The sequence below is a fragment of the Acidovorax sp. 106 genome, from assembly GCF_003663825.1.
Taxonomy (GTDB): Bacteria; Pseudomonadota; Gammaproteobacteria; order Burkholderiales; family Burkholderiaceae_C; genus Acidovorax.
On the sequence record NZ_RCCC01000001.1, the window covers coordinates 2,308,372 to 2,333,607 of the forward strand.

The 25,236-nt window shown below is 65.1% G+C and carries 23 protein-coding genes; 9 read left to right on the forward strand and 14 right to left on the reverse strand.

Features of this window, described 5'->3' with window-relative positions:
- Positions 1–368: 368 nt before the first annotated feature.
- The gene (gene xrtH, locus C8C98_RS10295; protein ID WP_121454183.1) at positions 369–878 is read left to right on the forward strand and encodes an exosortase H; all 510 of its coding nucleotides are present in this window, start codon (positions 369–371) and stop codon (positions 876–878) included.
- A gap of 20 nt (positions 879–898) precedes the next feature.
- Positions 899–1,567 carry an exosortase H-associated membrane protein gene (locus tag C8C98_RS10300; RefSeq protein ID WP_199726579.1) on the forward strand — a complete coding sequence of 223 codons (669 nt, stop codon included), beginning with the start codon at positions 899–901 and terminating at the stop codon, positions 1,565–1,567.
- Here the strand turns inward: C8C98_RS10300 and C8C98_RS10305 are convergent.
- The 5 genes from C8C98_RS10305 to C8C98_RS10325 all read right to left on the reverse strand — a co-directional run bounded on the left by C8C98_RS10305 (position 1,489) and on the right by C8C98_RS10325 (position 7,083).
- Positions 1,489–2,271, reverse strand: a complete 783-nt coding sequence (locus C8C98_RS10305) for a response regulator transcription factor (RefSeq protein ID WP_121454184.1) — start codon at positions 2,269–2,271, stop codon at positions 1,489–1,491. The two genes, C8C98_RS10300 and C8C98_RS10305, sit on opposite strands and share 79 nt — an antisense overlap.
- 310 nt (positions 2,272–2,581) lie before the next feature.
- The gene (locus tag C8C98_RS10310) at positions 2,582–3,637 is read right to left on the reverse strand and encodes a serine/threonine protein kinase (protein WP_121456182.1); all 1,056 of its coding nucleotides are present in this window, start codon (positions 3,635–3,637) and stop codon (positions 2,582–2,584) included.
- A gap of 66 nt (positions 3,638–3,703) precedes the next feature.
- A complete protein-coding gene (locus tag C8C98_RS10315) occupies positions 3,704–4,795 on the reverse strand; it encodes a DUF2855 family protein (protein ID WP_121454185.1) in 1,092 nt (363 codons plus the stop codon).
- 90 nt (positions 4,796–4,885) lie between these two features.
- Positions 4,886–6,316 (reverse strand): bifunctional serine/threonine-protein kinase/universal stress protein, encoded by a 1,431-nt coding sequence (locus C8C98_RS10320; protein WP_121454186.1) that lies wholly within the window; start codon positions 6,314–6,316, stop codon positions 4,886–4,888.
- Positions 6,313–7,083, reverse strand: a complete 771-nt coding sequence (locus C8C98_RS10325) for a metallophosphoesterase (RefSeq protein ID WP_121454187.1) — start codon at positions 7,081–7,083, stop codon at positions 6,313–6,315. The genes C8C98_RS10320 and C8C98_RS10325 overlap by 4 nt, the downstream gene beginning before the upstream one ends.
- A gap of 161 nt (positions 7,084–7,244) precedes the next feature.
- Here C8C98_RS10325 and C8C98_RS10330 point away from each other — a divergent pair, with 161 nt between their 5' ends.
- Positions 7,245–7,709 carry a potassium channel family protein gene (locus tag C8C98_RS10330; protein ID WP_121454188.1) on the forward strand — a complete coding sequence of 155 codons (465 nt, stop codon included), beginning with the start codon at positions 7,245–7,247 and terminating at the stop codon, positions 7,707–7,709.
- A gap of 81 nt (positions 7,710–7,790) precedes the next feature.
- On the opposite strand, the gene C8C98_RS10335 is transcribed toward C8C98_RS10330, so the two are convergent.
- The 4 genes from C8C98_RS10335 to C8C98_RS10350 form a co-directional block, all read right to left on the reverse strand.
- Positions 7,791–8,207, reverse strand: a complete 417-nt coding sequence (locus tag C8C98_RS10335; protein ID WP_099658980.1) for an organic hydroperoxide resistance protein — start codon at positions 8,205–8,207, stop codon at positions 7,791–7,793.
- 50 nt (positions 8,208–8,257) lie between these two features.
- Positions 8,258–8,722, reverse strand: coding sequence for a MarR family winged helix-turn-helix transcriptional regulator (locus tag C8C98_RS10340; RefSeq protein WP_121454189.1), 465 nt, complete (start codon positions 8,720–8,722; stop codon positions 8,258–8,260).
- A 258-nt stretch (positions 8,723–8,980) separates the two neighbouring features.
- A complete protein-coding gene (locus tag C8C98_RS10345) occupies positions 8,981–10,540 on the reverse strand; it encodes a tripartite tricarboxylate transporter permease (RefSeq protein WP_121454190.1) in 1,560 nt (519 codons plus the stop codon).
- A 1-nt stretch (position 10,541) separates the two neighbouring features.
- The gene (locus tag C8C98_RS10350) at positions 10,542–10,961 is read right to left on the reverse strand and encodes a tripartite tricarboxylate transporter TctB family protein (protein WP_233205617.1); all 420 of its coding nucleotides are present in this window, start codon (positions 10,959–10,961) and stop codon (positions 10,542–10,544) included.
- Positions 10,962–11,108: 147 nt separating this feature from the next.
- On the opposite strand from C8C98_RS10350, the gene C8C98_RS10355 reads away from it, so the two are divergent.
- The gene (locus C8C98_RS10355; protein WP_121454191.1) at positions 11,109–11,807 is read left to right on the forward strand and encodes a response regulator transcription factor; all 699 of its coding nucleotides are present in this window, start codon (positions 11,109–11,111) and stop codon (positions 11,805–11,807) included.
- Positions 11,791–13,239: a sensor histidine kinase gene (locus C8C98_RS10360; protein ID WP_121454192.1), complete on the forward strand. Its 1,449-nt coding sequence runs from the start codon at positions 11,791–11,793 to the stop codon at positions 13,237–13,239. The genes C8C98_RS10355 and C8C98_RS10360 overlap by 17 nt, the downstream gene beginning before the upstream one ends.
- Positions 13,240–13,264: 25 nt before the next feature.
- Here the strand turns inward: C8C98_RS10360 and C8C98_RS10365 are convergent, their stop codons facing one another.
- Positions 13,265–14,113 (reverse strand): 3-hydroxybutyryl-CoA dehydrogenase, encoded by an 849-nt coding sequence (locus C8C98_RS10365; protein WP_121454193.1) that lies wholly within the window; start codon positions 14,111–14,113, stop codon positions 13,265–13,267.
- Positions 14,114–14,270: 157 nt separating this feature from the next.
- Here C8C98_RS10365 and C8C98_RS10370 point away from each other — a divergent pair, with 157 nt between their 5' ends.
- Positions 14,271–15,863, forward strand: coding sequence for a GMC family oxidoreductase (locus C8C98_RS10370; RefSeq protein ID WP_121456183.1), 1,593 nt, complete (start codon positions 14,271–14,273; stop codon positions 15,861–15,863).
- Positions 15,864–16,001: 138 nt separating this feature from the next.
- Complete coding sequence (locus C8C98_RS10375) at positions 16,002–16,397, forward strand: hypothetical protein (RefSeq protein WP_121454194.1); 396 nt, start codon at positions 16,002–16,004, stop codon at positions 16,395–16,397.
- Between the two features lie 21 nt (positions 16,398–16,418).
- Here the strand turns inward: C8C98_RS10375 and C8C98_RS10380 are convergent, their stop codons facing one another.
- Complete coding sequence (locus tag C8C98_RS10380) at positions 16,419–17,303, reverse strand: ABC transporter permease (protein ID WP_233574506.1); 885 nt, start codon at positions 17,301–17,303, stop codon at positions 16,419–16,421.
- A 135-nt stretch (positions 17,304–17,438) separates the two neighbouring features.
- On the opposite strand from C8C98_RS10380, the gene purT reads away from it, so the two are divergent.
- Together purT and C8C98_RS10390 are read left to right on the forward strand one after the other, a co-directional pair.
- Positions 17,439–18,641 (forward strand): formate-dependent phosphoribosylglycinamide formyltransferase, encoded by a 1,203-nt coding sequence (purT, locus tag C8C98_RS10385; RefSeq protein ID WP_121456185.1) that lies wholly within the window; start codon positions 17,439–17,441, stop codon positions 18,639–18,641.
- Positions 18,642–19,188: 547 nt separating this feature from the next.
- Positions 19,189–21,177 (forward strand): bifunctional diguanylate cyclase/phosphodiesterase, encoded by a 1,989-nt coding sequence (locus C8C98_RS10390; protein ID WP_233574507.1) that lies wholly within the window; start codon positions 19,189–19,191, stop codon positions 21,175–21,177.
- Positions 21,178–21,293: 116 nt separating this feature from the next.
- Here C8C98_RS10390 and C8C98_RS10395 read toward each other — a convergent pair whose 3' ends face one another.
- The 3 genes from C8C98_RS10395 to C8C98_RS10405 form a co-directional block, all read right to left on the reverse strand.
- Complete coding sequence (locus C8C98_RS10395) at positions 21,294–22,229, reverse strand: ATP-binding cassette domain-containing protein (RefSeq protein ID WP_121454196.1); 936 nt, start codon at positions 22,227–22,229, stop codon at positions 21,294–21,296.
- 123 nt (positions 22,230–22,352) lie between these two features.
- Entirely contained in the window at positions 22,353–23,498 is a 1,146-nt protein-coding gene (locus C8C98_RS10400) for a GGDEF domain-containing protein (protein WP_121454197.1), read from the reverse strand.
- Positions 23,499–23,625: 127 nt separating this feature from the next.
- Positions 23,626–25,125 (reverse strand): AMP nucleosidase, encoded by a 1,500-nt coding sequence (locus tag C8C98_RS10405; RefSeq protein ID WP_121454198.1) that lies wholly within the window; start codon positions 25,123–25,125, stop codon positions 23,626–23,628.
- Between the last annotated feature and the right edge of the window lie 111 nt (positions 25,126–25,236).

Below are 25,236 nucleotides of genomic sequence, written 5' to 3' on the forward strand. Positions count from 1 at the left end.
GGGTGGGTTGATGGATTGTTGGGGCACTGTGCGCCCGGTTTCTGGGGATCGCAAGGGGAATATGACCCTGGTCAAGTGGGCTGGAAGCCCGCAGTGGAGGCCTCCTGGGTCGGCGCAGTGTAGAAGGCTGTGGTGCGCATTCCCTGGGCCCAAAAGGTTAACGATGTTGAACGCATCGCCTTGGCTGGGCGCGGTGGTCTTGCTGCGGGCTGCGGCACACCCGCACGGGATACCAAGTTTTTGGTGCCATTCGCGGCAGATCGCTTGATAATCCGCACGCCCAACCGGCTGCCGGGCTGTGTTCGCCTGCTGGCACCCGTTTGCGTCTGGCTTCTCTTCTCTTCTTTTCTTCTCGCTCCAGGTGGTTCATGGCCCGTTTCTTTCTCACTTTTTTGGCACTGCAGCTGTCTCTGTTCGGCATCAACATGCTGGGCGTGGTGCAGCAGCATGTGGTGCTGCCCTGGACGATGCTGCTGGCCCGCATGTGCGCTGGGCTGGTGACCTGGTTTGACAGCAGTGCGGCGGCGGCAGGCAAGGTGCTGTGGAACACGGTGACGGGCTTTGGCGTGTCGATCGAGCCCGGCTGCAACGGCATCGAAGCATGCATTGTGTTGTTTGCCGCGGTGGTTGCGTTCCCCTCGTCCTGGCGGCACAAGCTCATTGGTCTGGCGGCGGGGTTCGTGGCGGTGCAGGGGCTCAACATGGTTCGGGTCATCAGCTTGTTTTACCTGGGGCAGTGGAATACGCAGGTGTTCAACTTTGCGCACGAGTACCTGTGGCAGGCGCTCATCATGCTGGACGTGCTGATCGTTTGGCTGCTGTGGGTGCGCGCTGGCAACAAGGCCGCAGCGGCCCCCGCAGAAGCGGCTGCAGCTTGATGGGTGAGGGTTTGAAGACCATGCGCCGTCCTTCTCCGTTTGTGATTTTTGTGCTGTCGGCCTTTGGCTGGATGCTGGCGCTCACCGTGCTGTGGACGCAGATTTCTGCGTGGACTTCGTACCCCGTCGGGGTGCTCTCTAGCGTGGCGCTGGAGCAGACCGCCCCCATGTGGGTGCGCGAGGTGCACCTGCGCCCGGGCGTGATGGATGTGGACACCCGGGTGGCCATTCCAGTGCCGTCGGCCGGTGGTCGCAAGGCCGAGGTCACTATTGACGTGAACCCTGCCCGCTACGCCTATGGCCTGCCCATTTTTCTGGCGCTGCTGCTCGCCGCCCGAGGGTCTAAGCGCTGGCTGCGTGCGCTGGTGGGCTACCTGGTACTGCTGCCCGCGCAGGCTTTCAGCTTGACCATGTATGCGCTGATGCAGGTGGTGCTGACCACCCAGGTGGATGCCCGGCTGTTGCGCATTGCGCAGTGGCAGCTGGAAGCCATCGTGTATGGCTACCAGGTGGGCTCTTTGGTGGTGCCCACCTTGGCTCCTATCTTGGTGTGGTTGTGGCTGGACCGTCAGTTTGTGGCCAAGGTGGTGGTGCCCGTCTGGCGGCCCTCTCAGGCGGCTGAGGCTGCCACGCCTGCTGCTCCCGCGTCTCCTCCGTCTCCTGCGCCCTCGGAGCCCGGTGCGTCCTGAGGGCTATGGTGCGCAGCATGGGGGTCTACCGCGTCCAGCCGGTAGCCCATGCCGTAAATGGCACTGACCACGTAGCCGTTAGCGGGGGTCAGGTCCAGCTTGCTGCGCAGGCGTGAGACATGGGTGTCCAGTGAACGCGAAGGGGCTTCGTTGGTCTCGCCCCAGACCACTTCACGCAGATGGGCGCGTGACAGCAGCCGCCCGGCATTGCGAAACATGAACAGGGCCAGTTCGTATTCGCGGTTTTTCAGGTCCACTTCCACTTCATTGAGCAGCAGCGAGCGCTTGTCGGGGTCAAACCGGTAGGGGCCAAATGCCAGGTTGTTGCCCATGGCTTGGGGGTACGCGCGGCGCAACAGGGCGGTGGCTCGAGCCACCAGCTCGCCCATGCGCAGGGGCTTGGTCATGAAGTCGTCCGCGCCGCAAGACAGCGCTTCGATCACGTCCTGCTCTTCGCGGCGGCGGGTGACAAACAGGATGGGCAGTTGCCGCCCCGTCATCTGGCGCACCGCTGTCACGACCTCCGGGCCATCCATGTCGGGCAAGTGCCAGTCCACTATCAGCAGGTCAAACGTTTCGTGGCGGATGTCGCGCAGCAATTGCGCGCCCGTGGGATAGGTGTGGCAGATATGCCCGTGGTGCTCGGTGGTCGCTTTGATCAGCTCCAGCAAGATCGGGTCGTCGTCGAGGGCGGCTATTCGCATGGCTTGTGGTCAGCGCTTGAGCGCACTTTTCATAGAACAACAAAGGGGGTCTTTGGATGGTGCCCTAGAACCGCTAGCCCAGCCCTGGTTCTGACAATCGTTTGCAATCGGCAGGCTGAGGCTAACGCAGTGGATGGGGAGCCACCAAAGTATCAGTTGGTGTCATTGTAAACACTTTGTTGTGATTTGAAAATCATTTTTGTCATAAATGATATCTATGCGCATCTGGCTGCCCTGGCTATCGGTCGGCGGGGCATGCTCCCTTCTGTGCATGGAGTCCGCCGCCTTGCCGCAATGCCCCCCTGCAGGCTCAGGCGTACAGCGGATCTTCGCCCATCGCTTCGATTTGCTCGTGCAGCATGTCCACTTGGCCGCGCCAGTAGTCGCTGCTGCCAAACCACGGGAAGTTGACGGGGAATACCGGGTCTTGCCAGCGCCGCGCCAGCCAGGCGCTGTAGTGGATGAGACGCAGCGTGCGCAGGGGCTCGATCAGCACCAGCTCGCGGCGATCGAAGCTGCGAAATTGCTCGTAGCCCTCCAGCAAGGCGCTGAGCTGCTGCGTGCGCTGGCTACGGTCGCCCGACAGCAGCATCCACAGGTCCTGCACGGCGGGGCCTGTGCGGGCATCGTCCAGGTCCACAAAGTGGGGGCCGCCGTTGGGCTGGTCGGTGGGCGTCCAGAGGATGTTGCCAGGGTGGCAGTCGCCGTGCAGGCGTATCTGGCGTGCCTGGTTTAAGCCAAATTGGCCTTCATCGCCCGTTGATAAAGCGCTAATAGCTATCAATTTAAGAGCATCTTCGCAGGCGCCTTGCCAGGCCGATTGCATGTCCAGCGGAATGATCTCGTGGGCCAGCAGCCAGTCGCGTGGTTCGGTGCCAAAGGTCTGCACGTTGAGTGCGGGGCGGTGCGCAAAGGGCTGAGCCGCCCCCACGGTATGGATGCGCGCCAGAAAACGGCCGATCCACTCGAGCACTTCAAAGTCGTCCAGCTCTGGCCCTCGGCCTCCGCGCCAGGGGCTGACCGAGAACGCAAAACCGCCATGGGTGTGTAGCGTGTTGCCGTTCAATTCCAGCGGGCCCACGGCGGGCACCTCGGCGGCGGTCAGCTCGGCGGCAAAGGCGTGCTCTTCCAGAATCTGCGCTTGGCTCCAGCGCTCAGGGCGATAAAACTTGGCCACCACACGCTCGCCGTCTTCCAGCGACACCTGGTACACCCGGTTTTCGTACGACGACAGCGCCATGAGCCGTCCGTCACCGTACAGCCCCACGCTGGCGAGTGCGTCCAGTACCACATCGGGGGTCAGTGCGGCAAAGGGGTGTTGGGCGCTGGTGGCAGCGTCCGATGGCGTGTCATGGTGTGGGTGCATGCAGCGATTGTCGTCGCTGGCCTGCACGGCAGAAGGCCGCCTTGGTGGGTTGGCGCGAGTCGGCTCTCAAGCCAGCAGGCTGGCCATGTGCCCCAGGCGCGGGCTGCCCTGGCCGCCCAGCACCTGCAGGTACACCGCCTGCGTGGCGGCGCGGCCTTGGTGGTGCTGTACCACCAGCCAGGGCTGGGGCGGTGCCTGCACCGCTGCGCTGAACTCCTGCCACGCTTGCACCAAGCGCTCATTCAGGCCCTGGGCCCCCCAGTCAGCATTGCGTTTTTTGACCTGTGCCGGGGCAAAGAACATGGTGGGGCGAGGGCCGGGCAGGTCGCCCGCGCCGCCCAGGTCTTGCACATGGCTGGCCCCTACGGCGCAGCTGTAGGTCAGTCCTGCCAAATGCCGGTGGATGCGCCCGCGCAGCGCCACGCTGCCCGCAAAGTCCACGTACACGCTGGCAGGCTTGGCGGGCAGCTGTTCCAGGTCTTCATAAGCCAACACCCGGTGGTAGCAGCCCAGGCTTTCGCAAAACGCCCGGTTGGTGGCTGAGGTCAGCCCCACCACCTGGATGCCTGGGCGTTTGGCCAGCTCGAACGCCGTGCCGTAGGCCGTCTTGCTGGACGCGCTGGACAGCAGCACCGTGCCCGCGCCAAAGAACTGCTGGTCTGCCAGAAAGTCGTCGATGAGCCACGAGGTGACAAACAACGGCCGCAGCAGGGCCTGGATGTCCTCGTTGAAGGGCTGGTAGAACGGGTCGGTGTGGGTGCGCAGGTAGTGGTTGTAGACCGCATGCAGCCCCGCGCGGTGCGCTGCTGCGTCGCTGAATCCCGTGCTGCTCACGCGGTGCGGGGCCAGCACCGCATGGGTGGCCATGGGCCAGTAGCCGTAGAGGTGTTCGCCCACCGGAATGTCAGGGTGTCGGGATGCCTCTACCGTGCCAAAGCCCCACACCGGAATGACCCCCCAGCCCTCTTCGCCCGAGGGGAAGAATTGCCAGTACTGCAGCATGTCGCCCATGGCCGCGTAGGTGATGTTGTTGCTGGTGAGGGCAAATCGGTCCACCTGGACGCGGATCTCTCCCTCCTGCAGCGCTGAATCGGCCGTGGTGCGCACAGCGGTGTCGGCCAGCTGGTTCTGGCGCACGAGGAGGGTGGTGGTGCTCATGCCGCTACGCTAATGCAAAGGGCGTGCGGGCTCAATAGCCGAGGGCCGCCTGGGTGACAGTCCTCCATCACCTGGTGCGCGCTGTGCTGGCTAAGCCGTCCCGGCCAGGCGTGCAAACGGCAGTGCTTGCTTGACCAGGATGACGGTGCACGGCGCGTCGCGGGCGACGCGCATGGGCACGGTGGCTATGAAGCGCTGGGTTTGCAGGCCGTGGGTGGCCGCGCCCAGGATCATCATGTTGACGTGGTTGCCCTCGGCGTATCGCACCAGGGCGTGGGCCACATCGCTGGATTCGAGTACGTGGTAGCTCACGGGGTGCTCGGTCAGGTCCAGTGGCTGGGCCCACTGGCGCAGACGCGCGTGGTGCTGGCGGTGCAGCGCGGTTTCGCTGCGGGCGCTGTCGCTGGTGCTGCTGGCCGACGGCGACAGTACCGTGACGCACGCCAGCCGCGCCCCGGGGCGGATGCCCAGCGAGCGGGCCACCGCTTCGCGCAGCGAGTACAGCGTGGCGTCCGTCACATCGCTGTGCGGCACGGCCACCATCACGATGGGGGTTTCTTCGATCTGCTGCGAGGGCAGTGGGCTGGGCTGGTAGTGCATGCCCGCAGCCCGCAGCCAGCGTTTGACGTGGGCGAGGAACGGCGTGCCCTGGGTGCGGCGCCCCCGCTCGGTAACGCGCACCTGGGTGGGGTTGGCCAGGTCCAGCGCCAGGTGGGCGGCCGAGGGGTAGCGCTGCGCGGCCTCGGGCTCCAGGCAGCGCAGGATGATTTCTTGCAGCCAAGGGGCCAGGTCGGGGCGGTGCTTGCGCGGCGGTGCGGGCACCATCCACAGCCGCTGGCGCAGGCCGCCATCGGTGGTGGGGGCACCAAACGGCAGCTCGCCCGTGGCCAGTTCGTACAGCATCACACCGATGGCGAAAAGGTCGCTGCGCGGGTCACCCCGCACGCCCACCACTTGCTCGGGCGCCATCCAGGCGGGCGAGCCCACGGCCTTGCGCTGCTCTTCGGCCAGCAGATCCGGGAAGTGCGCATGGCACGACAGGCCAAAGTCCAGCAGCACGGCGTGGTCCTCGTGCGTGAAGAGCACGTTGCCGGGTTTGAGGTCGAGGTGGCAGGCGTTTTGCTGGTGCAGGCTGTGCACTGCGTGGGCCAGGGCCGCACCCAGGCGGGCGATCTGTGCATCGTCTGGGCGTTCGCTGGCGTCCAGCCAGTGCTGCAGGGTGTGGCCCTGCAGGTATTCCATGGTGATGTAAGGCAGCCGGTGCAAGTCGCCAGCGGCCACAAAGCGCGGCACATGCGGGCCGGTGAGGGCGGGCAGAATTTGCAGCTCCACCTCAAAGCCCACAATGTTTTCGGCCCCATCGCCCACCGTCATGCGCGGGATCTTCATGGCCATCGGAAAACCTGGGTCTGGCGCGCCGCTGGCGTATTCCACCCGGTAGATGTGGGCCATGCCCCCCGCGTGGATGCATTCGCGCACCACAAAGCCGTCCACCACGGCGCCGGGCTCCAGCAGCTTCATCGTCCTATCTCCAGGCGGTGGGCAAAGTTGGCGGGCAAGGCCCCCCGAGTGGCCAAAATGGCTGCGGCAGCCTCGCTCACCGCATAGGGCACGCGCTCAAATCGCAGCTGCCAGTGGTCGGTGTCCAGCAGGGCATACATGGCGCGCGGGTCGCCATCGCGGGGCTGGCCGACCGAGCCCACCGTGGCCACCCATTGCCGGTGCGGTGGCACAGGCACGGCGACCCCCGCCATGGGGGTAAAGCGCATCAACCCCCGTCCGGCGCCCCGGTAGTACAGGGTCTGCAAGTGCACATGTCCGCAAAAGACATGTTGCACGCCGGGGTGCTGGGCTGCAGCCTCCAGGCACTGGGCGGCCACGATCTCGTTGTCTACATAGCGCCAGCTTTCGGGGGCATCGGCGCTGGCGTGCACCAGCAGCACGCCACCCACTTCAGCGGTCAGGGGCAGGTGGGCCAGAAAATCACGCTGCTGCGGGGTGAGCTGATCGTGTGTCCACCCCGCGCCCTGGGCGGCGATGCTGGTGGCGCCTTTGTCGGCCCCCACCGGAGGGTGCACGGCGAATGCATCGTGGTTGCCGCCGATCACGCTGTGCCCGGCTGCGGCCAGTTCCATGGCCTGCTGCACCACATAGGCGGGGTCGGCTCCATAGCCGACCAGGTCGCCCAGCAGGGCAAAGTGCTCAGCGCCATGGTTGCGGGCGTGCTGCAGGCAGGCGTCCAGCGCCTGGCGGTTGGAGTGGATGTCTGACAAGAGGGCCAGTTTCATGGTGATCTCCCCATGCCTGCATCATGCCCCAGGGTGGAGGCCTTTGGACTGCGGTTTGTCCGGGGTTTTGCCGGTGGCGGTTTGTCAGTCAGCAGCGGGTTTGGCTGGCAATAATCAGGGGCGTTCTTTCCTCCCCACTGCATGTCCTTGGGCTGTTTTTCATGCCGCAAAACCGCGCTTCTCAAAAAATTCACATCGCCCGCCGTGGTGTGATCTATTCGCTGGTGTTGTGCGGATTGATTCTGGGCTTGGGGGGCGTGGGCTTTTGGATGCTGGACCCTCGGGTCGATACGCTCACCGATGGCCTGTGGCTGGCCTTCACCACAGCCGCCACGGTGGGCTACGGTGATCTGGTGCCCAGCACCCACGCATCGCGGGCGTTTTCTGTCGTGGTGGTGTTGCTGGGGTTGGCGGTGCTGTCATTGGCCACGGCTTCGCTGGCCGCCATTTTTGTGGAAAAAGACGTGGCTGCGGAAGAGAGCCAGATCGAAGCGGACCTGCTCAATGAATTGGCACTGCTGCGCAACGAGGTGCGCCAGTTGCGAGCCGAGGTGCTGGCCTTGCACCCCGCGGCGGCTGCGCCCGCAGCAGCAAGCGCAGTGCAGGCGCGCCAGCCCCCGGGCTGAGCGCACCGCAGCGCTCAGCCCAAAGAAAAACGCCGCCGCTCCCTGTCAAAAGGGGCGGCGGCGTTGTCTGTTTGAAGGGGCTTACACCAGCGTGATGGTCACGTCGATGTTGCCGCGTGTGGCGTTGGAGTAGGGGCACACCTGGTGGGCTGCGTCCACCAGCTTCTGGGCCGTGGCTTTGTCCAGGCCGGGCAGGCTGATGGCCAGGCGGGCAGCGATGCCGTAGGCGTTAGGGATGGGGCCCAGGTCCACTTCGGCGTCGATGGACACGTCCTGCGGCACGGGGATGCCGATCTTGCCGCCCACGGCCTTCATCGCGCCGATGAAGCAGGCTGCGTAGCCGGAGGCAAACAGCTGTTCTGGGTTGGTGCCGGTGCCAGAGGTGCCGGGCGAGGAGAGCTTGACGTCCAGGCGGCCGTCATCGGTCTTGGCTGCGCCATCGCGGCCGCCGGTCACGTGGGACTTGGCTGTGTACAGGACTTTTTCGAGTGTCGTCATGGTGTCTTCCTTGCAGTGTTTGCCCAAAGGCGGGCGGTGGAGGGAATCGTTCAGCGCTGACCCAATCGGTCACGCAGTTGTTTGAGTTCGCCGGTCAGAGCCATCAGCTCGGGCACGGTGCATTGACTGCTTTCCAGTACGCAGGGTGGAATGGCCTCGGCCTTGTCCCGCAGTGCAAGCCCTTGGTCCGTGAGGCTGATGCGCACGCGGCGCTCATCCTCCGCATCGCGCAGGCGGCGGATGTTGCCACCCGACTCCAGCCGCTTGAGCAGCGGGGTGAGCGTGCCCGAGTCCAGGTACAGGCGCTCGCCCAGTTCAGACACGGTGAGCCCATCTTGCTCCCACAGCACCAACATCACCAGGTACTGCGGGTAAGTCAGTTCAATGGCTTCCAGCAGGGGTTTGTACAGCTTGGTCATGGCCAGCGATGCGGAATAGAGCGCGAAGCAGACCTGGTTGTCCAGCCGCAACGACTGTGGTGTGGGGGTGTTGCGAGTGCTTGGGCGGGTGGGCATGGGGTGAATTATTGCTGGCAATTAAATTGTGTGCAATTTGATTGAAGAGATGCCTGCACCACGGGAGTGGTTAATCAGCCCAGACCTTCGGGCAGGCTCTGCGGGCGGGCTCCTAAAAAGAAGCCACCCGAACGGAGTCTTCCGTGCGGGTGGCTTCAGGCGCCGGGGTCGCATGGACCCGGTGCGGGCGCAGGTGTTGATCTGGCTTTGGAGTCTGTGGGTGATCCTCTGCAGGACCGTGCACAGGACTCCAGACCCTCAGGCGCCGTGCTGCTGGACTGCCGGGGTGCCAGGCGCCACGGCTTGGTGGTCGGCATGCACCGCATCCGCTAACGCCGGGGTTTTGCCCCTTTGGCGGAAGAAGCTCACCATCTGCCACAACACAAATACTGCAATCAGGCCGAGCAATGTGCCACTGATGGGGCGGTTCACGAACACCTCAAAGCTGCCACGGCTGAGCAGCATGCTGCGGCGGAAGTTTTCTTCCAGCATGGGGCCAAGGATGAAGCCCAGCATCAGCGGCGAGGGGTCCATCTCCAGCCGCATGAACAGGTAGCCCAGCAGGCCGAACACCACGGTGATGAACACATCGTCGAGGTTGTTGTTGATGCTGTAGGTGCCGATGCAGCAGAAGAACAAGATGGCCGGGAACAGTACGTTGTAGGGCACCTTGAAGACCGACAGCCAGTAGCGCACCAGGGGTACGTTCAGTGTCAGCAAGAAGCAGTTGCCAATCCACATGCTGGCGACCAGCCCCCAGAACAGCTCGGGGTGCCCGGCAATCATGTTGGGGCCAGGCTGGATGCCCTTGATGATGAAGGCCGCCATCATCAGCGCCATGACGGCGTTCTCGGGGATACCGATGCTCATGAGCGGAATGAAGCTCGTGCGTGCTGCGGCTTCGTCGGCGGCGGCTTGGCCGGCCACGCCTTCGATGCAGCCAGAGCCGATCTCATGGCGGTATTTACTGACCTTCTTGTCCAGGGCGTAAGCCGCAAACTGCGCAATCACCGGGCCACCGCCTGGCAGGATGCCCAGGAGGGAGCCAACTACGCTGCCGCGCAACGCGCTGGGGATGATGCGCTTGAACTCAGGCCAGGTCGGGATGAGCTTGATCTTGCCGTTGAAGGGCGAGCGCTCCTCGCGCGAGTCCAGGTTCTTGGTGATCTCGGCAATGCCGAAGCAGCCCAGCGCAATGCTGACAATACCCACGCCGTCGGCCAGGAAGGGCAGGTCGAAGGTGAAGCGCGCGGTACCGCTGTTCACGTCGGTGCCCACCGAGCCCAGCAACACGCCCACCAGGCACATGGCCAGGCCATTGATGAGGCTGCCGGTGGTCACAAAGCTCACGCACACAAACCCTACCAGCATGAGTGCGCAGTAATCTGCAGGGCCAAACAGGAAAGCCACCTCGCCCAGGCTGGGGGCCAGGAAGGTCAGCACCACGATGGCCACCGTGCCGCCGATGAAGCTGGAGAAGCCCGCAGTGAACAGCGCCAGCCCAGTCTGCCCCTTGAGCGTCATCGCATACCCGTCAATACAGGCCACGATGCTGCTCGCGTGCGGAATTTTCATGGTAATGGCGCTCACGCTATCTCCGTATTGCGCGCCGTAGTAAATGCCGGCAAGCATGATCAGCGCGCCCGTGGTGTCGATGGAGTAGGTCAGCGGCAGCAGCAGGCTGATGGTGGCCAGGGGCCCCAGGCCGGGCAACAAGCCCACCAAGGTGCCCACTGTGCAGCCGATGGCACAGTACATCAGGTTGTGCAGCGTGAGGGCGTGGCTGAAGCCGAACGCCAGGTTGTTGAGGACTTCCATGTCAGTACAGCGGCAGGTTCACGCCAAGAAGTTTCTGGAAGGCCAGTGCGATGAGCACCAGCACGGCGGCGATCTTCAGGTTGCGTGCGACCGAATAGGTGGTGCTGGCAAACCCGGAGCAGAACACCATGAACACGATGCCAACGATCATGTTGAGGTAGTGCGACAGCAAGGCAAAGCCGCACAGGCTGCCCAGGATGATGCTGATGTTGCGCACCTGAAAATTCAGTGGCACCGGCTTGACCAGGCGCGCGCGCACCACGGTGATCACGCCGATCACAAACAGCATGCAGCTCACGATGAAGGGAAACATCCCCGGCCCTGCCCTGCCCAGAGAGCCCAGTGAATAGTTCACTGACGGCAGGCCAAAGCCCACCGCCAATGCCATCAGGGCTATGCCCCGTATGAGGTTGCGGTCCATTGTCAAAATATGTCTCCTGTAGTGTCCGGCGAGGGGCCTTTGGCCTGCCAAAATCGCGCCGATGGCTGGGGTATGCTGGCCGTTGCACTATTCCCATCGAACCTGATCGCGGGCTGACCTGGCCCATGCGTAATTCCACGTAAACCGATGCGCATCCTCTTGGTAGAAGACGACCCCGTGCTCGGCCGCACCATGGCCCAGGGGCTGGAAAAGGCGGGCCACCGGGTGGAGCTGGCGCGCACGGTGGAAGAGGCCCAGCACTGGTGGGCCGTGCAAGGCTTTGATGCCGTGCTGCTGGACTTGAACCTGCCCCACGCTGCTAGCACCCGCAGCGGCCTGGGCAGTGGGCTGACCGCGCTGCGGGTTGCCCGGGCTCGGGGCGATCGCACCCCCGTGCTGATCCTCAGCGCCCGCGACAGTACGGAGGAGCGCATTGCAGGCTTGGATGCCGGTGCCGACGACTACCTGGGCAAACCCTACGAACTCAAAGAGGTGGAGGCGCGCTTGCGGGCGCTGGTGCGCCGCGCCAGCGGCACCGCCGACGTGGTCGCCGTGGGCCTGCTGCTGCTGGACCGGCTGGCACGCCGTTGCAGCCTGGGCGGCCAGCCGCTGGAGCTGCCCGCCCGGGAGTTTGAGCTGCTGTGGGAACTGATGACCCCGCCAGGCCGGGTGCTGAGCAAGAGCGAGCTGTCGCAGCGGCTGTCCGACACCAGCGAAGCCCTGGGCGACAACGCGCTGGAGTCCTTCGTCTCACGCCTGCGGCGCAAGCTGCAGGGCAGTGGCGCAGCCATTCGCACGCTGCGCGGGCTGGGCTATGTGCTGGAGGAAGATGCCAGTCCCTCGTAGCCCTGGCGGGTGGGCGCAGCGCCTACCGTTGCCTGCACTGCGCCAGCGCATCGGGCGCCATGTGCTGGTGTCGCTGGTGTTGATTTGGGGGCTGGGCAGCGCCGTCATTTTGGCGGTGGGCAACCACTTTGTGGTCGAGGCCTTTGACCGGGCCCTGTTGGACGATGCGCATGGGCTGGCAGCGCATGTGCGAGGGGGTGTGGGCGGTGTGGGCGGTGTGCCGCTGGAGTTGGGCCTCACGCAGCGGGAAGTAGGCATCTTGTTGCTGGACCAAAGTGTCGCAGCCCCCTTTGCTGTGTATGGCCCCGATGGAGCGCTGGTTGCGGGTGACTCTGAGCTGGCTGCTGACGCCCTGCCCAAGGGGCGGTCACAGGTTTTTTCAACGATGGAGCGCGATGGGCGTGAGTGGCGTCGCGTCACCCTGCTAGTGGCGGGCCCGCCCTCATTCACCGTGGTCATGGCCGAGGCCACCGAGAGCCGCACCCAGCTGCTGCACCGCCTGCTCATCTACTCTGGCCTGGCCCAGCTGTGGCTGCTGGTGGTGCTGGGCTCGCGCTTGTTGGGCGGTATCGAAAAGCACTTGCGTCCCTTGGCCGCGTTGCAAGATGCCGTGCAGCAGCGGGATGCGGCCGACCTGCAACCTCTGCCAGCAATGCTCACCGAGCAGGCCACCACCCTGGATGTGCAGCGCCTGGGCGAGGCGCTGGACGGGCTGCTGGCCCGTGTGCGCGAGGGCTTGCACGCCCAGCGCGAGTTTGCAGGCAACGTGGCGCATGAGCTGCGCACGCCGCTGGCAGGCATTCGCGCCCAGGCCGCGCATGCGCTGGCGCAGGACGATCCTGCCGTCTGGCGCAGCGAGCTGGAGGGCATTGCCCAGGCAGAGCAGCGCGCCAGCCGCACGGTGGACCAGTTGCTGGCCCTGGCGCGGGCGGCCGAGGGTGGCATTGCGCTGTCGGTACAGACTGTGGCGCTGGACGCCGTGGTGCGCGATGTGGTGCTGCGGTGCCTGCCCCGCGCCGATGCTTTGGGGGTAGACCTGGGCGCGCAGGGCCTGGAGCCTGGCATCCAGGTGCGGGGCAACACCGGTTTGATCGAAGGCATCTTGCACAACCTGCTGGACAACGCCCTGCGCTACGGCCGGGGCCATCCACCCCAGATCACCGTGGCCCTGCATTGCGAGCCGCCCTATGCCGTGCTGCAAGTGCTGGACAACGGCCCCGGGGTGGACGCCGAGCTGGCCCGCCATGTCCAGCAGCGCTGGGCGCAAGGTGCGCCGGGGCTGGTGCTAGGGCAGGGGGCGGGCCTGGGGCTTTCCATCGTCGCGCGCTACGCCCAGTTGATGGGCGGTCGCTTGGCCCTGGAGGGCGCAGCCCACGGGCCGGGGCTGGTGGCCAGTGTGTGGCTGCCGCTGGCGGACCCAGCCGCTCCTTGATGCGGGGGCGGCTGCCCCCGCCGCTTCAGTAGGTGTAGACGCCCTGGCCCGTCTTGCGGCCCAGGCGGCCCGCAGCCACCATTTCCTTGAGCAGCGGGCAGGGGCGGTACTTGCCGTCGCCAAACTCGGTGAGGTACACGTCCATCACGGCCAGGCACACGTCCAGGCCAATCATGTCGGCCAGTGCCAGCGGGCCGATGGGTTGGTTGCAGCCCAGCTTCATGCCCGCGTCGATGTCTTCGGGCGTGGCCAGGCCCTCGGCCAGCACAAAAAAGGCTTCGTTGATCATGGGCACCAGGATGCGGTTGACCACAAAGCCAGGCGCATTCTTCACGGTGATGGGGCTCTTGCCCAGCGCCTCGGCCAGCGCCTTGACGGCGTCGTGCGTAGCATCGCTGGTTTGCAGGCCGCGGATGATCTCCACCAGCGCCATCATGGGCACAGGGTTGAAGAAGTGCATGCCGATGAAACGGTCGGCACGGCTGGTGGCGGCGGCCAGCTTGGTGATGGAGATCGAGGATGTGTTGGAGGCCACGATCACCTCGGGCGCCACCAAGGCATCGACCTGCTTCAAGATCTTGAGCTTGAGCTCGTAGTTCTCGGTGGCGGCCTCGATCACGAGCTGCGCGGTCTTCAGGTCGTCGTAGCTGGTGGAGGTCTGGATGCGCGCCAGGGCGGCAGCCTTGTCGGCCTCGGTGATTTTTTCTTTCTTGATCAGGCGGTCCAGGCTGCCTGCCACGGTGGCCAGGCCTTTTTGCACGGCCGCGTCAGAAATATCCACCATCACCACGTTGATGCCCGACACCGCGCAAGCCTGCGCAATGCCGTTGCCCATGGTGCCCGCGCCGATGATGCCAACGGTTTGAATCGTCATAAAACAGAGCCTTCTTCCAAGTGAAACAGACGCTCGCATGGTACGTGACAAGAGTTACTTGGCCCTGTCGCCCCCGGGAAAGTTCCTGAGTAAAAAGCACGGGCGTTCGGTTAAGGTGGTCGCGGGGCTGCTGTGCACAGCCCGGGAGGAGGCAGCCATGTTCGATTACATCGTGGTGGGCGGGGGCTCTGCGGGGTCTGTGCTGGCGGGGCGCTTGTCAGAGGACCCCGCTGTGCGCGTGTGCCTGCTGGAGGCTGGTGCGGCCGATACCAGCGTGTTCATCCACTGCCCTGCGGGCCTGGCGGCCATGGCGCGGCTGCAATGGCACAGCTGGCACCAAAGCACCGTGCCACAGCCGGGGCTGAACGGGCGCCGGGGCTACCAGCCGCGCGGCAAAGTGCTGGGGGGCTCCAGCTCGGTCAACGCCATGGTCTACGTGCGCGGGCAGCCCGCCGACTACGACCACTGGGCCGCACAGGGCAACCCGGGCTGGGCTTGGGCCGATGTGCTGCCCTACTTTGTGCGTGCCGAGCACAACGAGCGCATCACCGATGCGCTGCATGGCCAAGGCGGCCCCTTCAACGTGGCCGACCTGCGCTCGCCCCACCGCGTGAGCCAGCGCTTTGTGCAGGCGGGCGAGCAGGCGGGCTACGCTCACAACACCGATTTCAACGGCCCCACGCAAGAGGGCGTGGGCCTGTACCAGGTCACCCACAAGAACGGCGAGCGCCACAGCGCCGCCAAGGCTTACCTCACCCCGCACCTGGGGCGCGCCAATCTGCAGGTCATCACCGAGGCGCATGCCACGCGCATCCTCATGGACGGGCGGCGCGCCGTGGGCGTGGAATACCGCCAGGGTGGGCAGCTCAAGCAAGTACGCGCGGCGCGCGAGGTGCTGCTGAGCGCGGGAGCGTTTCTGTCGCCGCAGTTGTTGATGCTCTCGGGCATTGGCCCGGCGGCGCAGTTGCAGCAGCACGGCATTGCCGTGGTGCATGCGCTGCCCGGCGTGGGCGAGCACCTGCACGACCACCCCGATGTGGTGCTGCTGTACGACGCGCCGCACCTCAAAGACCTGTTTGGCGTGTCGGCGGCGGGCCTGCTGCGGGTGGTGCGTGGCATGGCTCAGTGGCGCAAGGCGCGCCGGGGCATGCTCACCACCAACTTTGCCGAGGCCGGGGGCTTTATCTGCAGCAGCGCGGCCGAGCCCGCGCCCGACCTGCAACTGCACTTTGTGATTGGCAAGCTGGTGGACCACGGCCGCCAAACCGCATTGGGCCACGGCTACTCATCGCATGTCTGCCTGCTGCAACCGCGCAGCCGAGGGCGCGTGCGCCTGGCCAGCAGCGATGCCATGGCGCTGCCGTTGGTCGATCCGAACTTTCTGGCCGACGAGGACGACCTGCGGAGCATGGTGCTGGGCGTGCGGCGCATGCGCTCCATCTTGACGCAGCCCGCGTTGGCCGATCTGGGCGCCCGCGAGCTGCCTGCGTCTGCCAATGCGCACACCGATGCAGAGATCGCCGCTTTCATCCGCAACCATGCCGACACCATTTACCACCCGGTGGGCTCGTGCCGCATGGGGCCGGGGCCCATGGACGTGGTGGATGCGCAGCTGCGTGTGCACGGCGTGCAGGGGCTGCGGGTGGTGGATGCCTCGGTCATGCCGCGCATCGTCAGTGGCAACACCAACGCCCCCACGGTGATGATTGCCGAGAAGGCGGTGGACCTGCTGCGGGCCAGCGCCGCCTGAGTTTCTTGATCTGCATCAGGTGCGGCGCCCACGGCGGGCGCGGCGTGGGGTGGGCGCCCTCAGAATGGCGTATTCGGGTTTACCCGTAGTTCTTGCCGCTGGCAAGAGACGCTGCCGCATCGTCGGCCCTGGAGAACCATGCAGACCGAAGCCGCACAACAGGCCCTGACCCAATATGCCCTGCGCCTAGAAGGCAGGCTGGAAAAACTGGACGAACGCATCGCCGCCCTGTCCCACTTGCTGGACGCCCGACTGGAGCAGCACGGGCAATTGCAGCAGTGGCTCCACCAGCAGCCCGCCACTCCCCAAAGCGGCCCCCACCAAAGCACCCGCGAAAGCCGCCTGCGCAGCGAGCTGCGCGGCCTGCTGGTGCTGCGCTACCAGGTCATCACCCGCTATTGCAACGAACTGGGCGCCCCGCTGGCGCTGCAACTGGTGTGCTACGCCGAAGAGCGCCTGGAGGCCAGGGGCTGGGCACCTGGGGTGGATGGGCTGGATGTGCAGGCCCTCCAGCGCCTGGATGGGGTGACCTGAGTCGCTGCAGCTGCGTGCCCTTCAGCCGCGAAAGCGCCGCCGCGTCAGCGCCAGCGCCAGCCAGAAGGCCGCCACGGTGGTAGCCACCAGCACCAAACCATGGCGCAGTGGCTGCTGGGGCCACTGGTCCATGAACAGCGGGCGCACCAGCTCGACCGCATTGGTCAGCGGTAGCCAGTCTGAAATGGCACGCACCAGCGGTGGCAACTGCTCGCGCGGGAAGAACACCCCCGACAAAAACATCATGGGCGTGAGCACCAGCGTGAAGTAGTACGTGAAAAAGTCATACCCCTTGGCCAGCGCATTGAAGATGAGCGCAATGCTGGAGAACATGATGCCCACCCCCAGCAGCACCGGCCAGGCCACCAGCAACTTGGGGCTGTGGCTGATGCCCAGGGCCAGCATCACCCCCAGGATGGCCGTGACGGTGAACAGCGCCTTGAACGCCGCCCACAGCATCTCGGCCAGCACCACGTCGTCGAGCGTGACGGGCGCATTCATGATGCCGTCCCACGTCTTTTGCACATGCATGCGCGAGAAGGCCGAGTACAGCGCCTCAAAGCTGGCCGCATTCATGGCGCTCATGCAGATCGAGCCGCTGGCCAAAAACAGGATGTAGGGCACCTTGGCATCCCCGCCTGCGGCGCCCACGCTCACCTGCCCCACCAGCGCGCCCATGCCGTAGCCAAAGGCCACCAGCCACATCAGCGGCTCGGCAATGTTGCCCACCAGGCTGGGAATGGCCAGCTTGCGCCACACCAGCAGGTTGCGCAAAAACACGGGCCACCAGCGGGTCGACAGCGCAGGCGGGCGCCAGACCGAAGCCGGTGCGGGAGGGCGGGGCCGCGAAGTGCTGGGTGGGGTTGCGTCGGTGGCCTGGGGCTGCAAGCTGGGCGTGGTACTCATGGGGCTATTGTGCGGTGTGCTCAGAACCTGTGGATGCCCACTGCGAGATGGGCCAGGGGCTCTCAGGCTTTGCGCTGCAGGCAAAATCCTGCCCGCTGCTCTTTTTTTCCAATCCACCGTTTGAAGGCCTTTGCGATGACCACCCTCGGAACCCCCCTGTCCCCCCACGCCACCAAAGTCATGCTCCTGGGCTCGGGAGAGTTGGGCAAGGAGGTGCTGATCGCGCTGCAGCGCCTGGGCGTGGAAACCATTGCCGTGGACCGCTACGAGAACGCCCCCGGCCAGCAAGTGGCCCACCACGCGCGCACCATCACCATGAGCGACCCCGCCCAGCTCAAGGCCCTGATCGAGGCCGAAAAGCCCCATCTGGTGGTGCCTGAGATTGAAGCCATTGCCACCCCCATGCTCGAAGAGCTGGAAGCCGCAGGTGTGGTGCGCGTCATCCCCACGGCCCGCGCCGCCCGCCTGACCATGGACCGTGAAGGCATCCGCGTGCTGGCCGCCGAAACGCTGGGCCTGCCCACCAGCCCCTACAAGTTCTGCAACTCACTCGAAGAACTGCAGGCCGCCATCGATGGAGGCATCGGCTACCCCTGCATCGTCAAGCCCGTGATGAGCAGCTCGGGCAAGGGCCAAAGCAAGATCGACGGCCCGGCCGACGTGCAAAAAGCCTGGGATTACGCTATGGCCGGTGGCCGCGTGAGCCATGGCCGCGTCATCGTCGAAGGCTTCATCGACTTTGACTACGAGATCACCCAGCTCACTGTGCGGTCGGTGGGCGCTGACGGCCAGATCGTCACCAGCTTCTGCGACCCCATCGGCCACGTGCAGGTGAGTGGCGACTACGTGGAGAGCTGGCAGCCGCACCCCATGCACCCCGCAGCGCTCGAAAAATCTCGCCAGATCGCCAAGGCCGTGACCGACAACCTGGGAGGCCAGGGACTGTTCGGCGTGGAGCTGTTCGTCAAGGGCGAGCAGGTCTGGTTTAGCGAAGTCAGCCCCCGCCCGCACGACACCGGCCTGGTCACCCTGTGCACCCAAAACCAGAGCGAGTTCGAGCTGCACGCCCGCGCCATCTTGGGCCTGCCCGTGGACACCAGCCTGCGCAACCCCGGTGCCAGCGCTGTCATTTATGGCGGCGTGGAAGCCCAAGGCATCGTGTTTGACGGCGTGGATGAAGCCCTGCGCGTGCCAGGCACTGACCTGCGCCTGTTCGGCAAACCCGAGAGTTTTGTGAAGCGCCGCATGGGCGTGGCCCTGGCACGTGCGGCCGATGTGGAGACGGCCCGCACCAACGCCAAGCAGGCGGCGAGCAAGGTCCGCCCAAGGGTTGCCTGATCAAAACGGCTGGTTTCTGCATGCCACCTCGCGCGGTGGTGGTCGGTGCATACTGCGCGGGAGCGGCCTGCTGTGCTGGCCGTTTTGCACTGCCCGGCATAGTGCTTGGCTGCGGCATCCTGGTTTGAAATGAGGCTTCGGTGTGAGCTTGCGCGCACGCATTCTCTGGCTAGTGCTGGCATCGTCCCTGTTGCCTGTACCCGCCATCCTTTGGCTGTTGCTGGAAATTCGATCTGCCACAGTCGACCAGGCGCGTGAGCGCTTGGCTGCGCGTGCCACTCTTATTGCAAGCGACCTGAATGACAAAATCGCCGGGACTGGTCAGCTGCTCTTTGGCTTGGCAAGAGTCCCTGTATTGGGTGCCGGAGACAAGATCGCATGTTCGGACTTCCTCGCCGAGGTGTTGCGGGAGCACCCCCAATACACAGGTTTGCTCACCATCTTGCCCGATGGGGGGCTGTTTTGTGATTCTCTGCGCAGCGGCCGAACGCTGGATCTGAGGGACCGACGCTACTTTCAGCAAGCTCTGCGATCAAGGGAGCCCGTCGTGGAGGCTGTGATCGGGCGGCTGACCGGGAACGGCGTTTTGCAGGTGGCCTACCCTGTGCGTGCTGCGGATGGGGCGTTGCAGTTTGTTCTCCTGGCTTCGCTGGACATGGATGCCTATGGGCGTACCGTGGTGCAGAGCTTGCCCTATGAGCACAGCCATTTCCAGATATGGAACGAGGATGGCTCGGTGGTGATGGATTACGCGCAGGAGGGGCAAAAGCGCCTGACGCTGCCGGATGCGCAGCGGGCGTTCATGCGGCCAGGCCCATCTTCGGCCACCCAGGCGCTGCTCTCTGGGGATGACGGCGTGGATCGCATATGGCTTCATACTGGGCTTCCTCGCTCCCATGGGGAGGCTTTGCGCTTGGCACTGGTGGTTCCTGAGATGGACCTGAGAAGCCCCGTAGACAGCCAGTTTCGCAAGGCACTGCTGGGGCTACTGGGACTGGCCGCCGTGGTCTTTGCTGCAGCAGGCCTGCTGGTGGAGTTTTCGGTACGTCGGCAGGCCATGCGCTCTATTCGAGCCATCGCCCGTATGGATGCGGGGAACTACAGTGAGTTGATTGGCCCCTCTTACGCGCGCGGTGAGTTGGGGGATGTGATGCGTGCATTGGACCGTATGGCGACCTCGCTCACCCGCCAGCAACAGTCTATTGCCCAGCACACGCAGGCCCTGGAGCGACAGGCCCGCCTGGACCCGCTCACCCAGCTGGCCAACCGCTACTGCCTGACGGAGCGCTTGGAGGAGGCTTTGGTTTTGGCTCACCGCAAAGGCCTGGAGGTGGGCGTGCTGGTGCTAGACCTGGACCGCTTCAAAGGCGTGAACGATAGCCTGGGGCATAACCGAGGGGACCTGTTGCTGCAGGAGGTCGCTTCCCGTCTGCGGTGCTGTGTGGAGCCCAAGGACACGGTGGCCCGGCTGGGAGGCGATGAGTTTGTCATCGTCCTGCCGGACCTGCCGAGCAGTGATGCGGTGACGCCTGTTGCGCAGCGCATCCTCCATGCATTGACGCTGCCTGTGGAGATGGGGCAGGCCAGCTGGCTGTTGAGCACCAGTCTGGGCATCGCGCTGTTTCCCAGGGATGGTGAATCGGGCGAGGTGCTCTTGCGCCATGCCGACGTGGCCATGTATGGAGCCAAAGATCAGGGCGGCAATCGAATGCTCTTTTTCAGCCCGCAGATGACGCAGGCGCTCGAGCAGCGCCTGCATACCGAAGCCGGCCTGCGGTATGCCATTGACAACAACGGGTTGCAACTGCACTACCAGCCTATCGTGGATGCGTCGACAGGGCGTATCTCTTCCTGGGAGGCCCTTGTGCGCTGGCACGATCCGGAGCGCGGTTTGGTTTTCCCTTCGCAGTTCATCGGCGTTGCTGAGGAAACCGGTCTAATTGTGCCCATGGGCGAGTGGGTGTTACGCGACGCCTGCGTCCAGGCACAGCGGTGGAGAGAGGCTGGTTGGGGGGATATTCCCGTGGCGGTTAACTTGTCTGCACGCCAGTTCCAGGTGCCAGATCTGGACCAGATGGTGGCACGCGCGCTGCAGGAAACCGGTTGCCCGGCGCGACTGCTGCAGTTGGAGATCACCGAGAGCTCCATCATGGACCCTGTGGATCAAGCACTGTGCACCATGGACCGACTTACTGCGCTGGGCGTACAACTGGCCATTGATGACTTTGGCACGGGCTACTCATCACTGAGCCAGCTCAAACGCTTCCCGGTGAGTAAGCTCAAGATTGACCAATCCTTTGTGGCTGACTTGGGGCAAGACGGCAATGGGGAGGTGCTGGTCAATGCCATCGTGGCCCTGGCGCAGAAGCTGGGTCTGCGCACGGTAGCGGAGGGCGTGGAGACAGAGGCGCAGGCTGCGCTCTTGACCAAGTTGGGTTGTGATGAACTGCAGGGTTACCTGTTTTCTCCCCCCCGTGAGGCCGCGGCCCAAGAAGCGTTGCTGCACTTGCGCAATGGTTCTGCGGAGGGCTCTTGACCCCAGATCTTGGCGCACGCTGCTGATTGAGAGCCTGTTGACAATCTGCCTGGGAGATCGCAAACAGGTTCTGATAAAGGTTCCAAGAACAGTTTTGGGGTTGCCGGTTGCCTCTGTCACTCCCGAATCTGCCGCCCCGTCAGCTTGAGGAACAAGTCCTCCAGGTTGGCGGGCCGGTGCAGCGTGCGCAGGTGGCCGTGCTGGCCCAGCGCTAGCAGCAAGGGCTGCGCCTGGTGGGTGTAGAAGAACACCGTTTCTCCACTGATTTCCACGCGCGCGGCCAGGGCCTGCAGGCTGGCGTCCTCGGCCAGCGCCACGGCGCCCACGCCAAAGACTTCCACCACATCGCTTTCCAGATGCTCTGCAATCAGCTCGCGTGGCTTGCCTTCGGCAATCTTCTTGCCGTGGTCCAGCACCAGCAGGCGCGAGCACAGGCGCTCGGCCTCGTCCATGAAGTGCGTGGTCAGCAAGATGGAGGTGCCTTGCTGCAGCAGCAGTTGCAGCCGCTCCCACATCAGGTGGCGGGCCTGTGGGTCCAGGCCGGTGGTGGGTTCGTCCAGCAGCAGCAGGCGCGGGCGGTTGACGAGTGCACGGGCCAGCGACAGGCGCCGCTTCATGCCGCCCGATAGTTCGCCCGGCTTGGCGTGGGCCTTGTGCGTCAGCGCCGCAAACTCCAGCAGCTGCGGCACGCGCTCGTCCATGGTGTGGCCCTGGATGCCAAAGTAGCGGCCAAACACGCGCAGGTTCTCGGCGCAGGTGAAGTCCGGGTCCAGCGTGTCGAACTGGGTGACCACGCCGAGCTGCGCCTTGATGGCCAGCGCATCGCGCGGCATGTACAGCGGCTCGGTCGCGCCCTCGGGGTAGAACAGCACGTCGCCGCTGTCGGGCGCCGTGAGGCCCAGGCACATGCGGATGGTGGTGGTTTTGCCCGCCCCATTGGGGCCGATGACGCCAAGGCATTCGCCGGGGGCGATGGCAAAAGACACATCGTTCACCACCGTGGCATCGCCATAGTGTTTGTACAGGTTCTGGACGGCAAAGAGTTCGCTCATGTCGCCATTGTGGCGGCATCTGGGTGGCGGGGGCTCAGAGGTTGAAGCGAAATTGGCCACTGGCGCTTATTTGATAAGCGCTGGCAGCTATTGAAAATATAGCGTTTGCACTGGTGTGTCTGCTCAGCGGGCCGCCGCCAGCTGCCCCCGGCCTGCGGCTTTGGCGGCATACAGGGCCGCATCGGCGCGGGCCATGAGCGGGGCCAGCGCGTCGTCCTGGGGCGTCAGCACGGCCATGCCAGCGCTGTAGTTGAGCGCAAATCCCAGCTCCGGCACGCTGCACTCGGCCAGCCGCTTGCGCAGGCGCCGGTCAAACGAGGTGCCTGCCGGGGCGCTGTTGTGCAGCAGCAGCACGCCAAACTCTTCACCGCCCAGGCGGCCCACCATGTCGCCGCTGCGGTGGCACTCTTGCAGCAGGCGGCCAAACAGTTGCAGGGCGCGGTCGCCGGTTTCGTGGCCCAAGGTGTCGTTGATGTGCTTGAAGTGGTCGATGTCCAGCATCAGCGCCGTCAGGGGGAGGCGGTGGCGTTGGGCGTGCGAGATCATGGCGGCCCCTTGCGCGGCAAACGATCGGCGGTTGGCCAGCCCGGTCAGCCCGTCGGTCATGGCCAGGTCGCGCAGCTTGCGCTCGGCCTCGGCATGCCAGGCCACCAGGATGGCGACGGTGCCCAGCACCAGGCTGATGTTGGTGGCCACGGCAGCGCCCAGGTTGACGGGGTGGGGCGTGCGAAAGCTGGGGTACTGGTCGGTGAACGCGCCCAGCACGCCGCGCGCCAGGGTAAAGCCTGCTGAAGTGAGCAGGCACAGCATGAGCAGGCGGCGCCAGCGTGCGTCCGCTGGCGTGGTGGGCGCTGCCGGGTAGAGCGTGGCACGCGCCACGATGACCAAAATGGCGGCCATCAAGAAGTTGGCCCAGCCCACGCGAAAGGCGTAGTGCCCAAAGCCGATGGCGTAGCCCAGCGGCATCAGGCACACCAGTGCCAGCAGCGTGCGCTTGAAGGGGCGCGCGCCCAGCCATTCGCGCAGCGCCCGGTACAGCAGCCACTGTGCCCAGGCGTTGCAGGCCATCGACAGGGTGGACAGGGCCTGGTCCCACAGGGTGGACGAGGCAATGATGGCGGCCCACGCCAGGGCCTGCAGCAGCATGCTGGCTTGCACATTGCGCGCAGCCTGGCTCACGTCGCGCCCCATGACGAGCGGCAGCGCCGCCGAGATGGCGAACAGATTGGCCGCCATCACGGCCATCAGCGTGAGAAAGTCCAGGGTCATATCGGGGTCAGTGGGCCCGCACCCCGGGCCGTGGTGGGCCTGGGGCGGTGGTCAACCACGCCAGCACGGTGCGGCTGGCATGGGGACATCGCCGTGTGAAACGGTGCGATGCGTTGACGGGCGGTGCTTACTGGAAGGCCACTTCCGCAAAGCTGCGCAGCTTGCGGCTGTGCAGGCGGGCCATGCCTTCGGCGCGCAGCGTCTCCAGCGCACGGATGCCGATGCGCAGATGCTGGTCCACGCGCTCGCGGTAGAAGTGGTTGGCCATGCCGGGCAGCTTGATTTCGCCGTGCAGGGGCTTGTCGCTCACGCACAGCAGGGTGCCGTAGGGAACGCGAAAGCGAAAGCCATTGGCCGCAATGGTGGCGCTTTCCATGTCCAGCGCCACGGCACGGCTTTGGCTGAAGCGGCGCTGGGGTTGGTTGTCGGGCAGCAGCTCCCAGTTGCGGTTGTCGGTGCTGGCCACTGTGCCGGTGCGCATGATGCGCTTGAGGTCGGCGCCGGTCACACCGGTCACGTCTTCCACCGCCGATTCGAGGGCCAGTTGGATCTCGGCCAGCGCGGGGATGGGCACCCACAGCGGCAGCTCTTCGTCCAGCACATGGTCTTCGCGCACGTAGCCGTGGGCCAGTACGTAGTCGCCCAGTTGCTGGCTGTTGCGCAGGCCCGCGCAGTGGCCCAGCATGATCCAGGCGTGCGGGCGCAGCACGGCGATGTGGTCGGTGATGTTCTTGGCGTTGGCGGGGCCCACGCCAATGTTGACCATGGTGATGCCGCTGTGGTCGGCGCGCACCAGGTGGTAGGCGGGCATTTGCGGCAGGCGCGGGGGCGGCGCGCCCAGCTCGTCGCCAGGCTCGGCGCTCAGGCCCACGCGGCGGGTGACCACGTTGCCGGGTTCGATGAAGGCGACGTACTCGCTGTCGGGTTTGGCCATCTCTTCGTGGCCCAGGCGCACGAATTCGTCGATGTAGAACTGGTAGTTGGTGAACAGCACGAAGTTCTGGAAGGCGCGCGGCGAGGTGCCGGTGTAGTGGCGCAGTCGGTGCAGCGAGTAGTCCACACGCGGCGCCGTGAACAGCGACAGGGGCTGCGCCTCGCCGGGCTTGGGCTCCCAGGTACCGTTGGCAATGCCGTCGTCCATGGCGGCCAGGTCGGGCAGGTCGAACACGTCGCGCATCAGGGTGCGGCGCTCGGCGCTCATCTGGCCCTCGACATGGTCGTGCTCTGCAAATGAAAAATGCACCGGGATGGGCTGGTGGCTGGTGCCCACTTCCAGCTCCACGCCATGGTTTTGCAGCAGCAACTGGAATTGCTCCAGGTAGTACGCGTGGTACAGGTCGGGGCGGGTCAGCGTGGTTTCAAAGCGGCCTGGGCCTGCCACAAAGCCGTAGGCCAGGTGGGCAATGTCGGGATTGGGCTTGGCGCGCGAGACGGTGTCGGTCTGGATGCGCACATAGGGGTAGCAAGCGCGCACATGGCCGGGCAGGGTCTCGCCCGCTACAAAGCGCTGCATGCTGTCGCGCAGCAGGCCGATCTGGTGGTTGTAGATGTGGTGCACCTGCGCCAGGGCCGATGCGGCTGTGTTGTGGCGGGTGGGGGCGATGAAGTCGGAGGATGTGGGTGCCATGGCCCTATTGTCCACAAGTCCTGAGACGCATTGGCATACCACTGGTCCTGGGGTATGGTGGCCGTGATGGCGTGCTGACAAGGGGGCGCTGACAAAAGGGGACAGGGCTTG

Coding starts and splice junctions, on each gene's coding strand:
- C8C98_RS10405 (WP_121454198.1), bottom strand. CDS start 25,125: ATGGCACCCACATCCTCCGACTTCATCGCCCCCACCCGCCACAACACA.
- C8C98_RS10315 (WP_121454185.1), bottom strand. CDS start 4,795: ATGAGCACCACCACCCTCCTCGTGCGCCAGAACCAGCTGGCCGACACC.
- C8C98_RS10320 (WP_121454186.1), bottom strand. CDS start 6,316: ATGAAGCTGCTGGAGCCCGGCGCCGTGGTGGACGGCTTTGTGGTGCGC.
- C8C98_RS10300 (WP_199726579.1), top strand. CDS start 899: ATGCGCCGTCCTTCTCCGTTTGTGATTTTTGTGCTGTCGGCCTTTGGC.
- C8C98_RS10400 (WP_121454197.1), bottom strand. CDS start 23,498: ATGACCCTGGACTTTCTCACGCTGATGGCCGTGATGGCGGCCAATCTG.
- xrtH (WP_121454183.1), top strand. CDS start 369: ATGGCCCGTTTCTTTCTCACTTTTTTGGCACTGCAGCTGTCTCTGTTC.
- C8C98_RS10305 (WP_121454184.1), bottom strand. CDS start 2,271: ATGCGAATAGCCGCCCTCGACGACGACCCGATCTTGCTGGAGCTGATC.
- C8C98_RS10395 (WP_121454196.1), bottom strand. CDS start 22,229: ATGAGCGAACTCTTTGCCGTCCAGAACCTGTACAAACACTATGGCGAT.
- C8C98_RS10360 (WP_121454192.1), top strand. CDS start 11,791: ATGCCAGTCCCTCGTAGCCCTGGCGGGTGGGCGCAGCGCCTACCGTTG.
- C8C98_RS10380 (WP_233574506.1), bottom strand. CDS start 17,303: ATGAGTACCACGCCCAGCTTGCAGCCCCAGGCCACCGACGCAACCCCA.
- purT (WP_121456185.1), top strand. CDS start 17,439: ATGACCACCCTCGGAACCCCCCTGTCCCCCCACGCCACCAAAGTCATG.
- C8C98_RS10335 (WP_099658980.1), bottom strand. CDS start 8,207: ATGACGACACTCGAAAAAGTCCTGTACACAGCCAAGTCCCACGTGACC.
- C8C98_RS10310 (WP_121456182.1), bottom strand. CDS start 3,637: ATGCACCCACACCATGACACGCCATCGGACGCTGCCACCAGCGCCCAA.
- C8C98_RS10340 (WP_121454189.1), bottom strand. CDS start 8,722: ATGCCCACCCGCCCAAGCACTCGCAACACCCCCACACCACAGTCGTTG.
- C8C98_RS10330 (WP_121454188.1), top strand. CDS start 7,245: ATGCCGCAAAACCGCGCTTCTCAAAAAATTCACATCGCCCGCCGTGGT.
- C8C98_RS10375 (WP_121454194.1), top strand. CDS start 16,002: ATGCAGACCGAAGCCGCACAACAGGCCCTGACCCAATATGCCCTGCGC.
- C8C98_RS10355 (WP_121454191.1), top strand. CDS start 11,109: ATGCGCATCCTCTTGGTAGAAGACGACCCCGTGCTCGGCCGCACCATG.
- C8C98_RS10345 (WP_121454190.1), bottom strand. CDS start 10,540: ATGGAAGTCCTCAACAACCTGGCGTTCGGCTTCAGCCACGCCCTCACG.
- C8C98_RS10365 (WP_121454193.1), bottom strand. CDS start 14,113: ATGACGATTCAAACCGTTGGCATCATCGGCGCGGGCACCATGGGCAAC.
- C8C98_RS10325 (WP_121454187.1), bottom strand. CDS start 7,083: ATGAAACTGGCCCTCTTGTCAGACATCCACTCCAACCGCCAGGCGCTG.
- C8C98_RS10370 (WP_121456183.1), top strand. CDS start 14,271: ATGTTCGATTACATCGTGGTGGGCGGGGGCTCTGCGGGGTCTGTGCTG.
- C8C98_RS10350 (WP_233205617.1), bottom strand. CDS start 10,961: ATGGACCGCAACCTCATACGGGGCATAGCCCTGATGGCATTGGCGGTG.